Source organism: Marmoricola sp. URHA0025 HA25 (assembly GCF_054059435.1).
Genome location: NZ_JBSSCD010000001.1, coordinates 2,307,537 through 2,326,797, shown reverse-complemented (window position 1 = coordinate 2,326,797; position 19,261 = coordinate 2,307,537). Strand labels below are relative to the sequence as shown.

21 protein-coding genes are annotated in these 19,261 nt (G+C 71.4%); 11 read left to right on the top strand and 10 right to left on the bottom strand.

Going from position 1 to position 19,261, the window contains the following annotated elements; all coding sequences use genetic code 11:
- Positions 1–87: 87 nt before the first annotated feature.
- From ACVW00_RS11475 to ACVW00_RS11450, 6 genes are all read right to left on the bottom strand, one after another.
- Complete coding sequence (locus ACVW00_RS11475; RefSeq protein WP_457113104.1) at positions 88–411, bottom strand: PH domain-containing protein; 324 nt, start codon at positions 409–411, stop codon at positions 88–90.
- Positions 412–692: 281 nt separating this feature from the next.
- On the bottom strand, positions 693–932 hold the full coding sequence (locus tag ACVW00_RS11470; RefSeq protein ID WP_457111026.1) for a hypothetical protein: 240 nt from the start codon (positions 930–932) through the stop codon (positions 693–695).
- A gap of 54 nt (positions 933–986) precedes the next feature.
- Positions 987–1,175 carry a hypothetical protein gene (locus ACVW00_RS11465; RefSeq protein WP_457111025.1) on the bottom strand — a complete coding sequence of 63 codons (189 nt, stop codon included), beginning with the start codon at positions 1,173–1,175 and terminating at the stop codon, positions 987–989.
- Positions 1,176–1,285: 110 nt separating this feature from the next.
- Positions 1,286–2,596, bottom strand: coding sequence for an HNH endonuclease (locus tag ACVW00_RS11460; RefSeq protein WP_457111024.1), 1,311 nt, complete (start codon positions 2,594–2,596; stop codon positions 1,286–1,288).
- A gap of 620 nt (positions 2,597–3,216) precedes the next feature.
- Entirely contained in the window at positions 3,217–3,603 is a 387-nt protein-coding gene (locus ACVW00_RS11455) for a hypothetical protein (RefSeq protein WP_457111023.1), read from the bottom strand.
- Between the two features lie 33 nt (positions 3,604–3,636).
- On the bottom strand, positions 3,637–4,536 hold the full coding sequence (locus ACVW00_RS11450) for an alpha/beta fold hydrolase (protein ID WP_457111022.1): 900 nt from the start codon (positions 4,534–4,536) through the stop codon (positions 3,637–3,639).
- A 129-nt stretch (positions 4,537–4,665) separates the two neighbouring features.
- Here ACVW00_RS11450 and ACVW00_RS11445 point away from each other — a divergent pair, with 129 nt between their 5' ends.
- The 8 genes from ACVW00_RS11445 to ACVW00_RS11410 are packed head-to-tail and all read left to right on the top strand — an operon-like array spanning position 4,666 to position 12,176.
- Complete coding sequence (locus ACVW00_RS11445; RefSeq protein ID WP_457111021.1) at positions 4,666–6,843, top strand: acyl-CoA dehydrogenase family protein; 2,178 nt, start codon at positions 4,666–4,668, stop codon at positions 6,841–6,843.
- Entirely contained in the window at positions 6,840–7,388 is a 549-nt protein-coding gene (locus ACVW00_RS11440) for an FAS1-like dehydratase domain-containing protein (RefSeq protein ID WP_457111020.1), read from the top strand. The genes ACVW00_RS11445 and ACVW00_RS11440 overlap by 4 nt, the downstream gene beginning before the upstream one ends.
- On the top strand, positions 7,385–7,783 hold the full coding sequence (locus ACVW00_RS11435) for a Zn-ribbon domain-containing OB-fold protein (RefSeq protein ID WP_457111019.1): 399 nt from the start codon (positions 7,385–7,387) through the stop codon (positions 7,781–7,783). The genes ACVW00_RS11440 and ACVW00_RS11435 overlap by 4 nt, the downstream gene beginning before the upstream one ends.
- Positions 7,780–8,166, top strand: coding sequence for a MaoC family dehydratase (locus ACVW00_RS11430; protein ID WP_457111018.1), 387 nt, complete (start codon positions 7,780–7,782; stop codon positions 8,164–8,166). Before ACVW00_RS11435 ends, ACVW00_RS11430 begins: the two co-directional genes overlap by 4 nt.
- Complete coding sequence (locus ACVW00_RS11425; RefSeq protein WP_457111017.1) at positions 8,163–9,341, top strand: lipid-transfer protein; 1,179 nt, start codon at positions 8,163–8,165, stop codon at positions 9,339–9,341. Before ACVW00_RS11430 ends, ACVW00_RS11425 begins: the two co-directional genes overlap by 4 nt.
- A 32-nt stretch (positions 9,342–9,373) precedes the next feature.
- On the top strand, positions 9,374–10,456 hold the full coding sequence (locus tag ACVW00_RS11420; protein WP_457111016.1) for a hypothetical protein: 1,083 nt from the start codon (positions 9,374–9,376) through the stop codon (positions 10,454–10,456).
- Entirely contained in the window at positions 10,453–11,364 is a 912-nt protein-coding gene (locus ACVW00_RS11415; RefSeq protein WP_457111015.1) for an ABC transporter ATP-binding protein, read from the top strand. The genes ACVW00_RS11420 and ACVW00_RS11415 overlap by 4 nt, the downstream gene beginning before the upstream one ends.
- Complete coding sequence (locus tag ACVW00_RS11410; RefSeq protein ID WP_457111014.1) at positions 11,361–12,176, top strand: ABC transporter permease; 816 nt, start codon at positions 11,361–11,363, stop codon at positions 12,174–12,176. Before ACVW00_RS11415 ends, ACVW00_RS11410 begins: the two co-directional genes overlap by 4 nt.
- Here the strand turns inward: ACVW00_RS11410 and ACVW00_RS11405 are convergent.
- Genes ACVW00_RS11405 through kstD form a run of 4 tightly spaced genes read right to left on the bottom strand, consistent with a single transcriptional unit; the run spans position 12,166 to position 16,384 of the window.
- Entirely contained in the window at positions 12,166–12,969 is an 804-nt protein-coding gene (locus ACVW00_RS11405) for a lipase family alpha/beta hydrolase (RefSeq protein WP_457111013.1), read from the bottom strand. The two genes, ACVW00_RS11410 and ACVW00_RS11405, sit on opposite strands and share 11 nt — an antisense overlap.
- Before the next feature lie 24 nt (positions 12,970–12,993).
- A complete protein-coding gene (locus ACVW00_RS11400) occupies positions 12,994–13,728 on the bottom strand; it encodes a dienelactone hydrolase family protein (RefSeq protein WP_457111012.1) in 735 nt (244 codons plus the stop codon).
- On the bottom strand, positions 13,725–14,612 hold the full coding sequence (locus ACVW00_RS11395; RefSeq protein WP_457111011.1) for a MaoC/PaaZ C-terminal domain-containing protein: 888 nt from the start codon (positions 14,610–14,612) through the stop codon (positions 13,725–13,727). Before ACVW00_RS11395 ends, ACVW00_RS11400 begins: the two co-directional genes overlap by 4 nt.
- On the bottom strand, positions 14,612–16,384 hold the full coding sequence (kstD, locus tag ACVW00_RS11390; protein WP_457111010.1) for a 3-oxosteroid 1-dehydrogenase: 1,773 nt from the start codon (positions 16,382–16,384) through the stop codon (positions 14,612–14,614). The genes ACVW00_RS11395 and kstD overlap by 1 nt, the downstream gene beginning before the upstream one ends.
- Positions 16,385–16,419: 35 nt before the next feature.
- Between kstD and ACVW00_RS11385 the strand changes: the two genes are divergently transcribed.
- The 3 genes from ACVW00_RS11385 to dmpG are packed head-to-tail and all read left to right on the top strand — an operon-like array spanning position 16,420 to position 19,255.
- The gene (locus ACVW00_RS11385) at positions 16,420–17,229 is read left to right on the top strand and encodes a 2-keto-4-pentenoate hydratase (RefSeq protein WP_457111009.1); all 810 of its coding nucleotides are present in this window, start codon (positions 16,420–16,422) and stop codon (positions 17,227–17,229) included.
- Positions 17,230–17,231: 2 nt separating this feature from the next.
- Entirely contained in the window at positions 17,232–18,176 is a 945-nt protein-coding gene (locus ACVW00_RS11380) for an acetaldehyde dehydrogenase (acetylating) (protein ID WP_457111008.1), read from the top strand.
- Positions 18,173–19,255: a 4-hydroxy-2-oxovalerate aldolase gene (dmpG, locus tag ACVW00_RS11375; RefSeq protein WP_457111007.1), complete on the top strand. Its 1,083-nt coding sequence runs from the start codon at positions 18,173–18,175 to the stop codon at positions 19,253–19,255. Before ACVW00_RS11380 ends, dmpG begins: the two co-directional genes overlap by 4 nt.
- Positions 19,256–19,261 lie beyond the last annotated feature (6 nt).

Genomic DNA, 19,261 nt, shown 5'->3' with positions numbered 1-19,261 from the left:
CGGGCCGATTCAGGACCTCAACCACACCTCTTGTGGGGCCAACAGGTCTAGGCGTAGCCAGCCCATCGTGCGCGAAGGGCACGTCCGTCAGTGGCCCTCTCGTCGCCCTGTGAGGACTTGCGTCTTCCACGTCGTGAGGTCATCCAGCAGCTTCTCGAGTCGAAGGCGTCGACCGCGGATCGAGTCCGTCCGCCTGGTCACCGCCAACTCCACATCTTGACCATCACGTGTCCGCACGTGCACCGATTCTCGGAACGGATCCCAACCCGTAGGACCAATGCGGAAACCGGCGATGTTCTCGGGGGCCATCTCGTACCTCCGAAAGCGGTTGCGAACGATCAGACGATCCGCGCGAGTCACCACGCACACCCGGTACTCGCCGTACAAGGCGACCACGCCGCAAGCCAGCATCAAAAGGACGGCGAGTGCCGCCGGCGACCTATGCCTGACGGTCGACACGAGCCCAGGAATGAGGACCGCGCTCCAGATCAAGGCAAACATAGCGATGAACACGCGCAGAGCCGCCGGTCGACGGATCACCCTCTGCACCCCAGACTCCGGCACTCGCTGATCTTGACAGCAGCTTCCGGCCCATGTCATGTCCCGCGCGGATCAAGACTCGAACGCACTCATCTGCGGCTGAGGGCGCACACCCGCCGATGGCGGAGAGCCGAGACCCTGTGCCCAACGGCTCACGACTTGTCGGCAACGAAGTGCCAGCCGTCGCCGTCGGTAGCTACGACCGGTCCTGGAAGGTCGCCCTCGGCACCGCCGGACCTCTGCTGCACCCTGATCGCTCTGGAGGCGCCGTGCGAGACGGTGACCCGGAAGGGGATGACGCCGCTGCTCGACGGGCTGACCGCGACGTCGCGCGGCCGGATCTGGATGCCCGTCCCGTCCGGGACGAGAGCTACGCGTCCACCGAGCGACACCGAGACGCACGCGTAGACGACGACTGTGTCCCCGTCATCGTGGTGCTCACCGGATCAGTCGGTGCCCAGCAGGATGCCGGGGTCGCCACCGAGCGCCGGCATGTCACTGCAATCGCTGGGTCGGGTCGGCACAGCATGCAGTCCGGGAGGGAAGCCCTTGGACGGGTCGTCGCTGCATCCGGCACACATCCCCGCCACCCCGAGGGCGACCGCGAGCAGGCTCAGACCGCGAAGGATTGTCACGTCACTCCGACGCCCGGATGCAGCCATCCGTTCCCGTGTGAGCGCGCTCATGACTCGGGCGACGTGCACTGCGGCCACCCGGTCGGGAGAGACGGAAGGCCGGCCGCGGTCTAGGTGCGCCTGGCGAACGTGACCTTGCCGTGCTTGTCGGTCTTGAGCTGGTAGCGGGCATCGTGGGCCAGCGTGTGGTGTCGCGGGCACAGCATGATCCCGTCGGCAACACTGGTGGCGCCGCCCCTCGACCACGGGGTCCGGTGGTGGACGTGGCACATGCCGGGTGGCCAGTCGCAGCCGATGGCCGCACAGCCACCGTCGCGGAGCATGATCGCGACCCGTTGGGCGGGGGTGTGGAAGCGGGCCTTCCGACCGAGGTCGAGCGGCTGCGACCTGGTGGCCAGGACGGCGGGGATGATCCCGGCCTCGCAGGCCAGCCGGCGGGCCTGGGCGGCGGAGATGACCTCACCGGTGTCCAGGGCCGCCGGCAGCTCACTGCCGTGGACGCCGTTGAGGAGGTTCTCCAGCGTCATGGTCACCACGACGGTGGCCGGGACCCCACCGGCGTTGGGAAGGCCGGTCGTGCTGCGCGTCTCGAGGTATTCGACGAATGCCTGGCCCCAGCGCAGCGGCTTGGCCACCCGGTGGCCGTCCGGGTCGGTCGTCGAGCCACCGGTCGCGTGTTGGTGCCTCGGGGCCGCGATCGCGTCCAGGTGCCTGGTCAGCATCGCCCCGTGCAGCATCGGGACCTTGAACCTGCCCAGCATTGACCCGTGTCCGTCCGGGCGCATCGTCAGCATCGCGGCGGCGGCGGCCAGATGTTCCTCCGCCTCCAGCTGCCGGGCTTCGTGGGCCTCGGCGACCTCAGGGGCGACGACCTCGAGGATCTTGCGCCCGGCGACCCGCAGTGCCCTGGGATCGAACCTCGTCGTCCCGTCCAGGTCGGCCAGCCCGATCAGGTGGGCCTCGGCATCGGCGACCAGGTCCGGACCGACGAGGGCGGACGGCAGGGCCTCGACGGCGTCGAGGATCACCTGGGCCTGGTCGACCTGGACCCGCCCGGTGGCCAGCGCAGCACGAGTCGCGGCATGTATGTCGTCGTCGAGCTTCCCGGCCAGCGTGACCAGGCGCTGCGCCGCGGGCACACGCTGGCCGGTCAGGTGGGCCCACCAGGCCGCGGTGTTGGCGGCGCCGACGTCGTCACCGACCGAGTGCCGGTCTGCCTCACGCAGCACGCGCAGCTCGACCTCGGCGAGCCGGGCTTTCGCCCGGGTGAGCCGCGGCAGCACCGAGCGCAGCTCGGAGGAGGTCATCGTCCAGGCGTTCGCCGCACCCGCGGAGTCGAGAAGCGTCTCGAGGTCCTCGACGAACCGGATCAGGGCATGGCCTGACGGGATCGGAGGAGGGGTGCTGCCCACTGCTGTCATCGGTCGTCCTTGGTGCGGAACGGTCACGTGTAACAGGGGCAGTACCTTCATTATCGACCATACGTGCGACTGTTGTCAAGCGCTTGGCTTCGGGGCAGCCGGGGTCGGGTCTGCGGTGAGCTCGCCGGGTCTCGACTGGCCGCTCGCTGGCGCTCGCTGCTCGACCACCTGGGGGTCGGGTCTGCGGTGAGCTCGCCGGGTCTCGACTGGCCGCTCGCTGGCGCTCGCTGCTCGACCACCTGGGGTCGGGTCTGTGGTGAGCTCGCCGGGTCTTGACTGGTCGCTCGCTGGCGCTCGCTGCTCGACCACCTGGGGTCGGGTCGGGTCTGTGATGAGCTCGCCGGGTCTCGACTGGTCGCTCGCTGGCGCTCGCTGCTCGACCACCTGGGGGTCGGGTCTGCGGTGAGCTCGCCGGGTCTCGACTGGCCGCTCGCTGGCGCTCGCTGCTCGACCACCTGGGGGTCGGGTCTGCGGTGAGCTCGCCGGGTCTCGACTGGCCGCTCGCTGGCGCTCGCTGCTCGACCACCTGGGGGTCGGGTCTGCGGTGAGCTCGCCGGGTCTCGACTGGTCGCTCGCTGCTCGACCACCTGGGGTCGCACTGGCTGCTCGATGAGCTGCCGTCACGCAGCCGGCTGCTCGCCCGGCAGTGTCAGCGGTCGCACCCCGCCCAGCCGGCGCGCGAACCGGACGTGGTCGGCATGCGCGTCGAGGAACTGCCAGAGCACGGAGTGGGCCTGCCAGGGCAGCGGCTCCTCGTCGTGTCGCCAGGAGCCGCCGAAGCTGATCCACACGGGGGTCCAGGCGGCCGCGTCGTCCCAGGCGCCGCGGCGCTGCATCAGGAGCCGGCGGCGTACCTGGAACGCGGTCCGCGGGCCGTCCGCGCAGTTCGGTGCGGTGCTGATCGGCCACACCCGCAGGTCAAGCGTCATCAGCTCGAGCTCGAGCCACGGCAGCACGCGTGGGTCGACCAGCACGGTCGCCACGTTCTCGTGGGGCTCGCGTCTCACGGTCGAAACGCTAACCCGGTACGCCGGCGCCTGTCAGCCCACTCCGAGGTTGCTCGCGCGACGACCCATCGTCACGTCGACGGCCTCGAGGAACGCCGGGACGAACGAGTCGGCCTGCAGGACGCAGCCCGCGTGCCCGCACGGCGCCTCGTGGACGGTCGCGCCCGGGATTCGGGCGGCGATCGCCCGCTGCCGCTCCGGCGCGAGCACGCGGTCGCGCGTGGTGACCACGACGGCGGTCGGCACGTCGATCCGGGAGAGCCACGGCGTCGAGTGGTGCCGGCCGAGTGCGGCGACCGCTTGCGCCACGGCCCACCCACTGGTGCTGCGCCACTGCGCGAGGGCCCACTCGTGCGTGTCGGTCGGGTCGAGCAGGTCGCCGGCCAGCCGGCCCGCCGCGCTGATCGTCTTCGAGCGCGACAGCGTGCGCAGTGCTCCCATCCCGAGCTCCATGCCCTGGTGGAAGGCCCGCTCGGTCCCCTTGGTGCGGAAGTGGTCGGTGGTCGCGGCCAGCACCAGGCCGCCGATGCGATCGGGGTGCTGGCGCCACACGCGCTGGGCGATGATCGATCCCATCGAGTAACCGGCGACGACGGGTGCCTCCAGGCCGAGCGCGTCAGCGATGGCCACCACGTCGTCCGCGCAGTCACGCAGCGAGAAGTGCTCCGAGACGATGCCGCGCCCGTGCCAGCGCTGGTCGAAGACCACCACCCGGTACTTCTCGCTGAGTCGCTCGATCGCCGGGAACCAGGTGAGCAGCCCGGTGCAGCCCACGGCGTGCAGAAGCACGACCGCCGGCGCGTCCGGAGAGGGCCCCGGCACGTCGGTGAGCCAGGTCCGCCCGCGGCCGGGGAGCGCGAGCCAGCCGGCCTCGGGCACCTCGAAGGCAGGCACCTCCACGATCTCGCGCAGCAGCGTGCGGGGGAGCGACACTGTTCCTCCGATCCTGCACCTCGTCGCGGTCCGTTGCCCGTACCCGGGACGGTCTCGATCACCACGTCCCGTTCACGCTAGACTAGAACAGGTTTCATTTCTGCGTTCGACGTGCTGAAGGGAGCACCCGTGGACTCCGGCGTGCGTGACGAGATCCGGTCGGTCGTCACCGACGTGCTCGACAAGGGTGGTGCCAGCTGGCAGGCGTTCGCGGACGCGGGCCTGCTCGGCCTGGTAGCACCCGAGGACCTCGGCGGCGAGGGCCTCGGGCTGGGCGAGATCGGGGTGCTGCTCCACGAGGTCGGCACCCGGGCGCTGGACCTGCCGGTCTGGGACACGCTGGCGTGCGGACTGATGACCCTGGTCCGGGCCGGTACGCCGGAGCAGCAGGCGCGCTTCGTGCCCGACCTGGTCGCCGGCAAGCTGCTTCTCGCAGCCGCAATGTCCGAGCCGGGGGCCGCACTGCTGGATCCTCCGCGCACGACCCTCGTCGACGGGCTCGTGAGCGGCCACAAGACCTCCGTCAGCGACCTCGAGAGCAGCCTGCTGCTGGTCACCACCGACGCCGGCGTGGTCGTCGTGGACCCGGCCGGGGACGGCGTCACCCGCACCCCTGGTTACGCCTCCCGCGGACAGGCCGAGACCGGCTTCGTGTTCGACCGGGCACCTGTCCTCGAGGTGCTCCCGGAGGGCGCCGAGCGGGTGCTCCGCGAGCACGCCGCTGCCGGCCTGCTGCTCCTCGGGGCGGGCCTGCTCGCCGGAGCCCGCGACCTCACCGCCGGCTACATCAAGGAGCGCGAGCAGTTCGGGCGCCGGCTGGCCGAGTTCCAGGCCGTCGCGATGCAGATCGCCGACGTCTACGTCACGTCGCGGATGACGGCGCTGGCCGCCGCTTCTGCTTCGTGGCGGGTGCAGGAGGCCCTCCCCGCCGACGAGGACCTCGCCGTCGGCGCCGCGTGGTTCGCCGACCGTGCCCCCGCCGCGTTGCAGACCTGCCACCACCTGCACGGCGGCATGGGCGTCGACGAGACCTACCCGCTGCACCACTACTTCGCGCAGGTCAAGGACGTCGCCCGCCGCCTCGGCGGCCGGGCGGCCACGCTCGCGCACGTCGACCTGACCGACGGCGAGGGCAAGGGCCTCGAGCTCACCGAGTCGCAGCGAGCCTTCAGGGCCGAGGTGCGCGAGTACTTCTCCGGCCTCGTCGGCCCGGACGACCGGCGGGAGATGATGACCGACCGGCACGGCCCGGCGTACCACCGGATCATCAAGCAGATGGGCTCCGACGGCTGGATGGGTGTCGGCTGGCCGGTCGAGTACGGCGGCAAGGGGCTTGGCGAGGTCGAGCAGCAGATCTTCGCCAACGAGGCCGCTCGCGCCGACGTGCACCTGCCCTCCGTGACGCTGCAGACCGTCGGCCCGACGCTGCAGGCGTTCGGGACGCAGAAGCAGAAGGACCTCTTCCTCAAGGACATCCTCACCGGCGACGTGCACTTCGCGATCGGCTACTCCGAGCCCGACGCAGGCACCGACCTCGCCTCGCTGCGCACCACGGCGAGGCTTGACGGCGACCACTACGTCGTCAACGGCCAGAAGCTCTGGACCACCGGAGGGCACGCGGCGGACTACGTCTGGCTCGCGGTGCGCACCGACCCGGACGCTCCCAAGCACAAGGGCATCTCGGTGCTGATCGTCGACACCAAGGACCCCGGCTACTCGTGGACGCCGATCGTCACGTCCGACGGCTCCCACCACGTGAACGCCACCTACTACAACGACGTGCGCGTGCCCGTCGACATGGTCGTCGGCGGGGTCAACGAGGGCTGGAGGCTGATCACCACCCAGCTCAACCACGAGCGCGTGATGCTCGGCCCGGCCGGCCGGCTCGAGGGGCTACGAGACCTGGTCGCCGCCTGGGCGAGCACCCGGCAGACCGTCGACGGCGTCGCGCTGCTCGACGTGTCCTGGGTGCGCGAGACCCTGGCCCGCACCACGGTCTCCTTCCGCGTCAACGAGCTGCTCAACTGGGAGGTCGCCGGTGGCGGCGCCACCGGCACCGACGCGGTGGCGGACGCGTCGGCGTCGAAGGTGTTCGCCTCCGACGAGGTCCAGTCGCTCGGCCTGGCCCTCGAGGAGATCGTCACGGCGTACGGCGACCCCGCTGACCCCGAGACGGCCACGCTGCTGCACTTCCTCGACGCGACCACCAAGCGCAACCTCGTGCTCACCTTCGGCGGCGGTGTCAACGAGGTGCAGCGCGAGCTGATCGCGATGTTCGGCCTCGGACTACCGCGGGTGCCCCGATGAATCACCCCACGACGAGCGACTCTGCACCCGAGGTCGACACGCAGACCCGGCACGCGCGCATCATGGCCGAGGCGGAGCGGATCTCCGCCCTGGGCGAGGCGGCGGAGTCGATCGCGCCGTACCCCGTCAACCAGCCGACGATCGGCGCCTGGCTGGACGCCATGGGCTACGACAACGAGCGCTTCCGGTCCGGCGAGGCACCGCCGTCGATGGCGCAGGTGTGGACGATGCCCGGGCTCGGCCGGCGCCGACCCCCCGAGGACCCGCTCAGCCGGATGACCGAGTTCCTCACCGAGCAGGGCTACGCCGCCGTCCTCGGGACCAACTGCGAACAGACCTACGAGCGCTACCTCCGCGTCGGGGAGCAGCTGCGCGTCACCAGCGCCCTCGAGTCGGTGGCGGGCCCGAAGAGCACGGCCATGGGCGAGGGCTACTTCGTGACCTCGCGGAACACCTGGTACGTCGACCACCCGGACGGGCGCAGCGAGAAGGTCGCGTCGATGCTGTTCCGGGTCCTGAAGTTCATCCCGAAGGAGAAGGCGTGACCGCCCACGTCGTGCGCCCGATGGTGAACCGTGACTCGCGGTTCTTCTGGGAGGGCACCGCTGCCGGCGAGCTGCGCATTCCGAAGTGCAACGCGTGCGGCGCCCTCCGGTTCCCGCCCGGGCCGGCGTGCCAGTCTTGCGACGCCTACGACCGCGGCCACCAGGTCGCCGCCGGGACCGGCACGGTGTTCTCCTACGTCGTGCACCGGCACCCGCCGGTGCCCGGCAAGGAGCTGCCGATCGTGATCGCCCTGATCGATCTCGACGAGGGCGTGCGGATGGTCGGCGAGGTCGTCGACGTCGGTGACCAGGAGATCGAGATCGGGATGCGGCTGCGCGTGGACTTCAACCGCGTGGACGACGACCTGACGCTGCCGGTGTGGAGGAAGGCATGACGAGGTTCGAGCCGGGCCAGCAGCTCCCCGAGTGGAGCCTGCCGATGACGCCCACGACGATCGTGAGCACCGCGATCGCCACCCGCGACTGGCAGGACGTGCACCACGACCGTGACGCCGCCCAGGCGGCCGGGTCGAAGGACATCTTCATGAACATCCTCACCACCAACGGCCTGGTCGAGAGGTACGTCGTCGACTGGGCCGGACCGGACGCCGAGCTCAAGGGCATCGCGATCCGGCTGGGCGCTCCGGCGCACCCCTACGACACCCTGACGTTCAGCGGCAGCGTCACCGACGTGTCCGACGGCATCGCGACGATCGAGGTCGTCGGCCGCGTCTCGCTCGGCGACCACGTGACCGGCACCGTCAAGGTGGTCGCATGAGCGCGCCCGCGGACGGTCTGAGCGGCCGCGCCGCCATCGTCGGGATCGGCGCCACAGAGTTCTCCAAGGAGTCCGGCCGCTCCGAGCTCCAGCTCTCGGTGGAGGCGGTGCGCGCCGCGCTCGCCGACTGCGGGCTGACCGCGTCGGACGTCGACGGCCTGACGACGTTCACGATGGACACCTCCTCGGAGATCGCGGTCGCCCGGGAGCTCGGTGTCCCCGGCCTGCGGTTCTTCAGCCGGATCAACTACGGCGGCGGCGCGGCCTGCGCGACCGTCCAGCAGGCGGCGATGGCGGTGGCGACCGGCGTCGCGGACGTCGTGGTCTGCTACCGCGGCTTCAACGAGCGCTCCGAGAGCCGGTTCGGCCAGTTCAGCCTCGCCGCGGCGACCCAGGTGAACACCAACGGCCTGGACAACGCGTGGACGTACCCGATGGGCCTCGGGACGCCGGCAGCGACGGTCGCGATGCAGGCGCGCCGCTACATGCACGAGTACGGCGCGACGTCGGAGGACTTCGGTCGCGTGGCGGTGGCCGACCGCAAGCACGCGGCGACCAACCCGAACGCCTTCTTCCACGGAAAGCCGATCACGCTGGAGGACCACCAGGCCTCCCGGATGATCGTCGACCCGCTGCACCTGCTCGACTGCTGCCAGGAGAGCGACGGCGCGGTGGCGCTGGTCGTGGTCTCGGCCGAGCGCGCGAAGGACCTGCCGCAGGCTCCGGCGCTCGTGACAGCGGCGGCACAGGGGAGCGGGCGCGACCAGTTCGTGATGACGTCGTACTACCGTGACGACATCGGCATCCCGGAGATGGGCGTCGTCGGCAACGAGCTCTGGCGGCAGAGCGGCCTGGGCCCGGATGACATCCAGACCGCGGTGCTCTACGACCACTTCACGCCGTACGTGCTGATGCAGCTCGAGGAGCTCGGGTTCTGCAAGCCCGGCGAGGCCCGGGACTTCATCGCCGACGGCGCGATCGAGCTCGGCGGCCGGCTGCCGCTCAACACGCACGGCGGCCAGCTCGGCGAGGCCTACATCCACGGCATGAACGGCATCGCCGAAGCAGTCCGGCAGATCCGCGGCACCTCCGTCAACCAGGTCGACGCCGTCGAGCACGTGCTCGTCACCGCCGGCACAGGGGTGCCGACCAGCGGGCTGATCCTCTCGGCCTGAACCCGGAGCGGATCGCCGACGTAGTCTTCAGCATGACCCGGGGGCGCAGATGGTGGCTGGCGGCCGCTGCGGTCGCGCTCCTGGTCGGGGTGCCGCTGGCCGCTCGCTCCCGACCCGTCGTGGCACCCGAGGTCAGCGCCGCGTCCCTGCTCGCGGCGATCCGCGCGGGAGCGGCTCATCCCTACACGGGACGGGTCTCCATGGTCGGCAACCTCGACCTGCCGGTGACCTCGAGGTTCACCGACGTCGCCGCCCTGCTCGGCGAGCGCACCACCGCGCGGGTGTGGTGGCGCAGTGCGCGGCACTGGCGCGTCGACACCCTGCTGGTCACCGGCGAGACCGACCTGGTCCACGACGTCGGGCTGACGACCCGGTGGAGCTACGAGGACGCCGCGGCGGTGCGCAGCGTCGACCCCGACGTGCGGCTGCCACGCGACGCCGACCTCATCCCGCCCGCCCTGGCCCGCCGGGTGGTCGACGGCGCAGACCGGAGCTCCGTGACCTCGATCGCGGCCCGCCGGGTCGCCGGTGTCGCTGCGCCCGGCATCAGGGTGGTCCCCTCCGACGAGCGGTCGAGCATCGACCACGTCGACCTGTGGGCAGACCCGGCGACGGGGCTGGCGCTGCGACTCGACGTGTACGCCGGTGGCGACTCCGCACCCTCCTTCTCGACCGCGTTCGACGCCTTCTCGCCGCACGCGCCGGAGCTCAGCCTCACCCGGTTCGTGCCGACCGCCGGCGTCCGGGTGTCCTTCGACGACGTGCTCGACATCGCCGATGCAGCGAACCAGTACGCGCCCCTCGAGCCTCCGGCGACCGTCGCGGGCCTCCACCGCGCGCCGACCCCCCGCGGCGGGGTGGGCGTCTACGGGTCGGGGCTCACTCGGCTCCTGGTGATCCCGCTGCGGCACCGTGACGCCGAGCCCCTGCGCGACCAGCTGCGCCGGTCGGCGGGAGCGACCGAGACCGACGCGGGCGTCGACCTGTACGCCGGCCCGCTCGGCGTCCTTGTCACCGGCGACCGGCACGGCTCGTGGCTGGTCGCCGGCCTGGTCACGGAGCAGACGCTGGTCGACGCGGTCGCGGACCTGGACTCGGGCGCGACGCTGCGATGATCCGGACCACGTCCCTGACCAAGCGCTTCGGCCCGATCCTCGCCGTCGACGACCTGGACCTCGACGTGCGCGAGGGCGACATCTTCGGCTTCCTCGGGGCGAACGGCTCCGGCAAGACGACCACCGTGCGGATGGTGCTCGGCCTGGTGCTGCCGACCTCCGGCTCGGTGCGGCTGCTCGACCGGCCGATGCCGTCCGCGGCCCGCGAGGTCCTTCCCGACGTGGGCGCGCTCGTCGAGGGTCCGGCGGCGTACGGGCAGCTGGGCGGGCGGGTCAACCTCGGCCTCCTCGATGCCGCCGGGCCGGCCCGCGGCCGCCGCTCCGCCCGGAAGCGACGGATCGAGGAGGCGCTGGACCGAGTCGGCCTCGGCGGGGTCGACAACCGTCCCGTCCGTGCATACTCACTCGGCATGCGGCAGCGGCTCGGCCTCGCAGCGGCGATCCTCCGCACGCCGCGGCTGCTCGTCCTCGACGAGCCGACCAACGGGCTCGATCCGCAAGGGATCCGCGAGATCCGCACGCTCGTCCGGGAGCTGCACGCCGGCGGGACCACCGTGCTGCTGCTGAGCCACCAGCTGGCGGAGGTGGAGCAGCTGTGCAGCCGGGTCGGCGTGCTCGACCGTGGTCGGCTGGTGCTGCAGGACGACATGGCCGACGTCTGCGGACCCACCGGCCGCGTGCACCTGCACACGCGCGACGTCGACCGCGCGCGCTCGCTTCTCGACGGCCAGGTCGAAGGGCGCACGGCACAGGGCCTCGTGGTGCGGCACCCGGATCCCGCCGAGCTCAACGCGCTCCTCGTGCGGGGCGGCGTCCGGATCGACGCGCTGACCCCGGAGGTCCGCACCCTCGAGGACGCGGTCCTCGAGGCGACGTCGGCCGGCGCCGACAGGATCGAGCGGTCGTGATCGCCGTCGAGCTGGTCAAGCTGGTCCGCAGCCGGCGTACCTGGACGACCATCCTGCTGCTGGACGCCCTGCCCACGCTGGTCGCCGTGCTGCTCGCCGTCACCGATCTCGGACCGCGGCCCGGGACCGGACCGGCGTTCCTGTCCGCGGTGCTCCACGACGGCAAGCTGTTCCCGTTGGCGGCGATCGCCATGGTGCTGCCGCTGTTCCTGCCGGTCGCGGTCGCGATCAACGCCGGTGAGGCGATCGCCGGCGAGGCGCAGGCCGGCACCCTGCGCTACCTGCTGGTCAGGCCGGTCGGCCGGACGCGACTGCTGGTGGCCAAGCTGGTCTCGGTGATGAGCTTCGTGCTGCTCACCGTGCTCGTCGTGGCGGCGACCGCGCTCGTGACCGGCCGGCTGTTCCTCGGCCACGCCGCGGCCGGGGCGCCGACCATCAGCGTGTCCGGGACGCCCTTGAGCACCGGCGAGCTCGCGTGGCGCACCGGTCTGGCGCTGCTGTTCGCGATGCTGGCCATGCTCGGCGTCGCCTCGATCGCCCTGTTCCTGTCCACGATGGTGCGCTCGCCGCTGGCGGCGGCGATGGGCACGCTGGCGGTCCTGGTCGCCTCGACGGTGCTCCTCACCCTCGATGCCGCCCACGCGCTGCGGCCCTACCTGCTCACCCGCTACTGGCTGTCGTTCGTCGACCTGTTCCGCGACCCGATCCTGTGGACGAACGTCGTGCACGGCGTCCTGCAGCAGGCGGCGTACGTCGTGGTGTTCCTCACCGCGGCCTGGGCGAACTTCGCGACCAAGGACGTCACCGACTGACCTTGGCGCACACGTCGGTGCCGGGCTTCTCGGGAAGGGACCGGCCCAGCTCCGCCAGGACGATCGCCACCACGATGGGGTCGGAGGGAAGCGTCTGGTGGGAGATCCGCGCAGCGGGGCAGATCGACTGCACCGGGATGTCCAGGGCACCACTCAGCGTCGCCGACGACGGCGGCACCACGGTCTTGTCCTGGCTCGTCCACACCGAGACCCATCGCGGGCCCGCCGCTGTCTCGTCGCGGGCGTTGAGGGAACGGAGCAGCTCACTGCCCGGGGCCAGCTGCTGGCACGCCGTGGGGCAGACCCGCGCACCGAGGTCCGCGCCCAGGGCGGCGACGGCGGTGCCGTGGTGCGGCGACCCGAGGGTCACGATGCGACGAGCGACGTCACCGCCGCGGTGGTCGGCCATCCAGACCCGGACGACCACACCACCGGCCGAGTAGCCGACGAGGTCCACCGAACGGGACCCCGTGGACGTGCGCACCTCCCGGACCGCGTCGTCGAGCACGCGGGCCTGGGCGTGCAGGTCTCCGGTGCTCCGGGCGCCGAGGGCGACGATCCGCGTCGTCCGGCCGGCGTCCTCCAGCGCCTTGGCCAGTACGGCGAGATCGGTGGTCGAGCCGCCGTACCCGGGCACGAGGAGCACCGGCGGCTGCGCGTCCTGGGCGACCGGCGAGACCGATGGCGCCCGGTGCGCGAGCGCCACCCCGCCGGCGACCGCCACCGCCACGACCGCGATCCCGGCGACGGCGAGGACGAAGCGACGCCGGGCGGGGGCGAGGGCGTCGAGCATGCGTCGATCATCCCCCTGCGGCCCTCAGGCGGGTCGGAGCTTCTCTCGGAAGAACGCCAGCGTGCGGTCGACGGCCTCGTGCTGCCGGTGCTCGGTCAGCGTGCTGTGGCCCCGGCCGTCGAACTCGACCCGCAGGAACGCGTCACCGAGCTCGCGGGTCAGGGTGTCGAAGCGCTTCCCGACCGCAGGGTCGGAGCGGTACCTCAGGCCGAGGACCTCGCAGCCGGCAGCAGCGCGCTCCTTCACCACGGCGAGGTCGGCGGCGGACAGGTTCAGGTCGGCCGATCGCTTCGGCGTCACCGCGAACGGCGTGGACGGTTGGGCGACCACGGGCGCGGCGACCGAGGTGTCGACCATCATCGCGAGAGCGAAGCCACCGGTGAAGCACATCCCGACCGCGCCCACGCCGGGGCCACCGAGCTCCTCGTGGAGTGCGCGGGCGAGGGTGCGCAACCAGTCCGCCACCGGCTGGGTGCGGCCGAGCGCGAGCATGCTGAGCTCGCGGTTGACGCAGATCCGGCCCAGGCTCCGGGCCACCCGGCCGACGGACATGGCCGCCCCGGGCGTGCCGAAGAGGCTCGGCATCACGACCGTGAACCCGGCGGCGACCACCTCGTCGGCGTACGCCGCGACCTCGGGCGTGATGCCGGGGATCTCGTGGATCACCACCACGCCCGGTCCGGTGCCCCTGCGGTACGTCGGGTGGGTGCTGCCGCCGTGGGAGTGCTCGCCGAGGGTCCAGCCCTCGAGGTTCGTCATCGTCGCGGGGTGAGGACGCAGTCGGCGAGCACCGGGGCGCCGTCGCGCTCCTCGCGCGGGCTGTCGATGGTCGCGGTCACCGCGATCCGGTCCTCGTCCTCCCAGGCCTGGACCCGGATGGTCTCGCCGGGGAAGACCACCCCGGCGAAACGGGCGGAGAAGGACGCCACCTGCGCCGCATCCCCGCCGAGCAGGTCGTCGGTCACCGTGCGCAGCACGATCCCGTAGGAGCAGAGCCCATGCAGGATCGGCGCGGGGAACCCGGCGCCCCGGGCGAACTCCGGATCGGCGTGCAGCGGGTTCCGGTCGCCGCACAGCCGGTAGAGCAGCGCCTGCTGCGGCGTCACGTCGTACGTCGTGTCGGTGTCCGGCTTGCGGTCCGGGATGTCCACCGCGGTCGAGGTGCCACGGTCACCGCCCCAGCCGCCCTCGCCGCGGACGAAGATCGACGAGCGCACCGTCCACAGGTGCTTCCCCTCCGGCGAGCGGGCGACGCCCTCCTGCCAGATGACGGCGGCCTTGCCCTTGTCCCAGACGTCGGTGATCCGCGTGGACAGCACGGCCGAGCCGGACGTGGGCAGCGTTGCGTCGAGCTCGATCGCCTGGCTGCCGTGGACCACCTGCGCCAGGTTGATGTCGCAGCCGGGCAGGTCGAGCGGCGGGGGATCGGTCTCGTGGAAGGTGGGCGCGACGATGCCGAAGGAGGGCAGCACCTGCAGGTGCTCGTCGTCCAGGGTGTAGCGCAGCGCCTTCGGGTCCAGGTTGTCGCCCGGACGAGACCCGGCGCCGATGCCCAGGTGGTAGAGCAGCACGTCGCTGCTGGTCCAGGAGAAGGAGCGGTCGGGGAGCTCGGCACCGACGGCGACGTCCGGGTCGATCGGCATCAGGAGGCCTCCGTCCCGTGGTGGTGCAGCGTGTCGAGACCAGAGGTTTCGACAGGCTCGACCACCGGCGAAACAGGCTCGACCGTCTGCCCCTCCGACCTCGCGATGTCCTCGGCAGCAAGGTACCCGAAGGTCATCGCGGGCCCGATGGTCGCGCCCGGACCTGCGTAGGTGTGTCCCATCACCGCCGACGAGCAGTTGCCCGCGGCGTACAGGCCGTCGATGACCGAGCCGTCCGGGCGCAGCACGCGCGCGCGGTCGTCGGTCACCAGACCACCCTTGGTTCCGAGGTCGCCCGGCACGATCTTGACCGCGTAGAAGGGCCCGTGGTCGATGGAGTGCAGGGAGGGGTTCGGCTTCACCGACGGGTCGGAGTAGTACTTGTCGTAGGCGCTCTCGCCGCGGTGGAAGTCCTCGTCGACGCCGCTTCGCGCGAACCCGTTGAACCGGTCGACGGTGTGCCGCAGCGCCTTGGCTGGTACGCCGATCTCCTCGGCCAGGCCCTCGACGGTGGCGGCCTTCCGGATCACGCCGCTCTTGTACCAGCGGCCCGGGAAGGGCTGGCGCGGACTGAGCCCGGCGAAGAGGTAACGGTTGCGGTAGCGCTGGTCGATGACCATCCAGGACGGCACGTGCGTGACGCCGGTCTGCTCGCCCTTGTAGATCTCGTGGACGGCCTCGACGTACGGAAGGGCCTCGTTCATGAACCGGTCGCCGGCGCCGTTGACGATGATCGAGCCCGGCAGGTTGCGCTCGGCCAGGCAGAACCACGGACCGTTGGGGAGGGGGATCGTCGGGCCCCACCAGGCGTCGTCCATCAGGTCGATCTCGGCTCCGGCGGCGATGCCGGCCAGGATGCCGCCACCGGCGTTCGAGGGCGCTCCGGTCGTCCAGTCCACCGACGTGGGCTGCGGCTGGTACTTCTCGCGCATCTCGAGGTTCGTCTCGAAGCCGCCACTGCCCAGGATCACGCCACGAGCCGCGCGGATCTCGGTGCGGACGCCGTCACGCAGCACGTTCACGCCGACCACCCGGCCGTCCTCGATCACCAGGTCGGTGAGCTCGGTGTCGTAGTGGACCGGGACGCCCGCGTCGATCAGTCCCTTGCGCAGCCCGATGGCGAGCGCGTTGCCCATCGCGTACATCTTGCGTCCGAGCAGGAGGGTGACGGCGCGCATGACCAGCACCCGGAGCATCGTCAGGGGACCCTTGATGCTGCGGAGGCCGAGGCTGATCCTGCGGTAGTCGGCCTGGGTCACGATCAGGTTCGCCGGCGCCTTCCCGTACGGCGGGTGCAGGCGCTCGAGCTCGTCGCCGAGGAACCGGGCGTCCAGCGGGATCGGCTCGACGGTCCGCCCGCGCGGGCGGCCGCCCGGCGCCTCCGGCAGGTAGTCGGCGTACTCGGGCACCCAGGTGAAGCGGACCGGCGTGTTCTCCTTGAGGAACTCCATCACCTCGGGCCCGCGGTCGAGGTAGGTGTCGCGCCGGTCCTTCGGGACGACGCTTCCCACGATGGAGTCGAGGTAGGTCTTCGCCGCCGCGTCGTCGCCGGGGTCGACCTGACCCGCGGCGCGCAGGGCGTAGTTGCCCGGGATCCAGACGCCGCCACCGGAGCGCGCGGTGGAGCCGCCGAACCAGCTGCTCTTCTCGACCACGACGGTGTCCAGGCCCTGTCGCGCGGCGGCGAGCGCGGCCGTCATCCCGGCACCTCCGGCGCCGACCACGACCACGTCGCAGGCACTCTTCAGGGGAACGTCTCCTGGGGCCTTCATGGCACGAAACTGTAACAGGTTCTAGTATGTCGGACGTGATCTCCTCCGATGCCGTGGCAGCCGCCGTCGAGCGGCTGTCCCGGGCCCAGGCCGGCAGGGTCCCGTGCGCTCCGGTGCGCGACCTGATCGGCACCGACGACCTCGCTGCGGCGTACGCCGTGCAGCAGGGTCTGGTGCAGGGCCGGCTCGGCGCGGAGGTCACCGTGGTCGGTCGCAAGATCGGCGCCACGTCGAAGGCCGTCCAGGACCAGCTCGGTGTCGACCAGCCCGACTTCGGCTACCTGCTGTCCGACATGGACGTCAGCGCCGCGGCGTCGACCACGGGTGGCCCGATCTCGATGTGGACGCTGCTGCAGCCGCGCGTGGAGGCCGAGGTCGCGTTCCGCCTCGGCCGTGACATCGACGTGCCCGAGGACGAGATCACCCTCGCCCACGTCCGCGATGCCGTCGACGTGGCCCTGCCGGCACTTGAGATCGTCGACTCGCGCATCGCCGACTGGGCGATCGGGTTCACCGACACGGTCGCGGACAACGCCTCGAGCGGCCTGTTCGTCGTCGGCACCGACGGGCGTCCGCTCAGCGAGCTCGAGCCGCGCGACGTCGAGATGTCGCTGAGCATCAACGGCGAGGTGCGCTCGTCGGGCAACGGTGCGGCCTGTCTCGGTGACCCGCTGGAGGCGCTGCGCTGGCTCGCCGTGCAGGCCCGCCGCTTCGGGGACCCGCTCCGAGCCGGCCACGTGATCCTGTCCGGGGCGCTGGGTCCCTTCGTGCCGTTCGCCCCGGGTGACCGGGTCGAGGCGTCCATCAGCGGGTTCGCCCCGCTTCGAGTCGAGTTCGGGGAGTAGAGATGAGCAAGCTGACCGCAGCCATCGTCGGGCCGGGAAACATCGGCACCGACCTGATGTACAAGCTGCTCCGCAGTGACGTGATCGAGCCGCGCTGGATGATCGGCGTCGACCCGGAGAGCCCCGGCCTCGGCCGCGCCCGTGAGCAGGGTCTGGAGGCCAGCGCCGAGGGCGTCGACTGGCTGCTGAAGCAGGACGAGCTGCCCGACCTCATCTTCGAGGCGACCAGCGCCTACATCCACCGCGAGTACGCACCCCGGTACGCCGAGGCGGGCATCCCCGCCGTCGACCTGACCCCGGCCGCGGTCGGGCCGGCCTGCATCCCGGCGGTCAACGGCGACGAGCACGCGGGTGCGGAGAACGTCAACATGATCACCTGCGGCGGTCAGGCGACCATCCCGATGGTGGCGGCCGTCTCGCGGGTCACCCCGGTGTCCTACGCGGAGATCGTCGCCTCGGTGGCGTCGCTGAGCGCCGGTCCCGGGACTCGCCAGAACATCGACGAGTTCACCCGCACCACCGCAGGTGGGGTGGAGACGATCGGTGGCGCCGAGGTGGGCAAGGCGATCATCATCCTGAACCCCGCCGAGCCGCCGATGATCATGCGCGACACGATCTTCTGCGCGGTCGGACCCGACGCCGATCGCGACGCGATCGCCGAGTCCGTCCACCGGATGGTGGCGGCCGTGCAGGACTACGTGCCCGGCTACCGGCTGCTGCAGGAGCCGCAGTTCGACGACCCGTCACCGGCGACCCGCGGGGCGACGAAGGTCAGCGTCTTCATCGAGGTCGAGGGCGCCGGCGACTTCCTCCCGCCGTACTCCGGCAACCTCGACATCATGACCGCCGCCGCCACCCGGGCCGGCGAAGGCATGGCCAAACACCGGTGGTCGATCTCGACTGGGCTCGATCCAAGGAGCACGGAGACCGAAGGAGCGGGCGCATGAGTGTCTTCGGAGCACCCGAGCTGAACACGCTGGCCCGCACGTGGCGGGACACCGACCCGACGTCCGACCTGGACATCCGGCTCACCGACACCTGCCTGCGCGACGGGTCGCACCACAAGCGCCACCAGTTCACCGCCGAGGAGGTCCGCTCGATCATCGCGGCGCTCGACGAGGCCGGCGTCCCGGTGCTCGAGGTGACCCACGGCGACGGCCTCGGTGGCTCGAGCTTCAACTACGGCTTCTCCCACACCCCGGAGCAGGAGCTGATCAAGATCGCCGCCGAGACGGCGAAGAAGGCGAAGATCGCGTTCCTGATGCTGCCCGGAGTGGGCACCAAGGACGACATCCGCGAGGCGCAGGGCAACGGCGGCTCGATCTGCCGGATCGCCACGCACTGCACCGAGGCGGACACCTCCGAGCAGCACTTCGGGCTCGCCCGCGAGCTCGGCCTGGAGACCGTCGGCTTCCTGATGATGAGCCACACCCAGCCGCCCGAGGTGCTCGCGAAGCAGGCCCGGATCATGGTCGACGCCGGCTGCCAGTGCGTGTACGTCGTGGACTCCGCCGGTGCCCTCATCCTCGAGGGCGTCTCGGACCGGGTGGCCGCGCTGGTCGCCGAGGTAGGGGCGTCGGCTTCTGTTGGTTTTCATGGCCACGAGAACCTCGACCTCGGCGCGGGCAACACCGTGATGGCGGTCCGGGCGGGCGCCACCCAGATCGACGGATCCGTCCGCAGGTTCGGCGCCGGTGCCGGCAACACGCCGCTGGATGCCTTCGTCGGCATCTGCGACAAGCTGGGATGGAGGACCGGCGTGGACTTCCTGAAGATCATCGACGCCTCCGAGGACGTCGTCCGCCCGGCCATGCCCGAGGAGTGCCGGCTGGACCGGATGACGATGATGATGGGGTACGCCGGGGTCTACTCCTCCTTCCTCAAGCACGCCGGCAACGCCGCGGACCGCTACGGCGTCTCCGGCGCCCGCATCCTCGCCGAGGCCGGCCGCCGCAAGCTCATCGGCGGCCAGGAGGACCAGCTCATCGACATCGCCCTGATGTTGAAGGCCCAGCAGGATCGTTGAGTTGGC